The following is a 507-nucleotide window of genomic DNA, read 5'->3' as shown; positions in this document are numbered from 1 at the left end:
TCGGCTTGAGCAGCGAGCGAACACCAGTTCCGCGCCGAAACGCAGCATCATGGGGGACCACCAACGTGCGACCTGCCCCGCTGGAGCGTGTTTGCACTTTAGGCAGCCGAAGCCGCCGCTGTCACCCACGCCCGCAGCGTCAAAATTGCTAACGCGACCCTGTGCAAGCCTTCCAACACCTCCGGCAACCGCCGGGGTGTTCAGTTTTCGGTCGTCAGTTTTCAAGACACAACCCACTAAACGCCAAACACTGATACTATTTCCCAATAGAAACCATGCAACAGCTTCCTTCCACGCGCGCATCAAATACTCATGCCCGGTAGCGAACGCAGGGCTTCCTGACTGAACCTCCTCAACCCTTTGGTCACCAACGCCCGCGCCTCCGCCGGCGTCCCCGGCTCGTATGCCGATAGCCAGCCCTTCAACCCCTTCCAAAATCTTTCCATTGGATTCAGCTCCGGCGCCTACGGCGGCAAAAAAGATGTTCTCCGCCGGCTGAACTCCGCC

At 59.2% G+C, this 507-nt stretch carries 1 protein-coding gene; it reads right to left on the bottom strand.

Features of this window, described 5'->3' with window-relative positions:
- Positions 1–303 (bottom strand): hypothetical protein (locus NZ585_15210; GenBank protein ID MCS7081376.1); only part of this gene is annotated, 303 nt, incomplete at its 3' end.
- Positions 304–507: the final 204 nt, after the last annotated feature.

It is taken from the genome of Chloracidobacterium sp., from assembly GCA_025057975.1.
Classification (GTDB): domain Bacteria; phylum Acidobacteriota; class Blastocatellia; order Chloracidobacteriales; family Chloracidobacteriaceae; genus Chloracidobacterium.
This window is presented reverse-complemented; position numbering and strand designations above follow the sequence as displayed.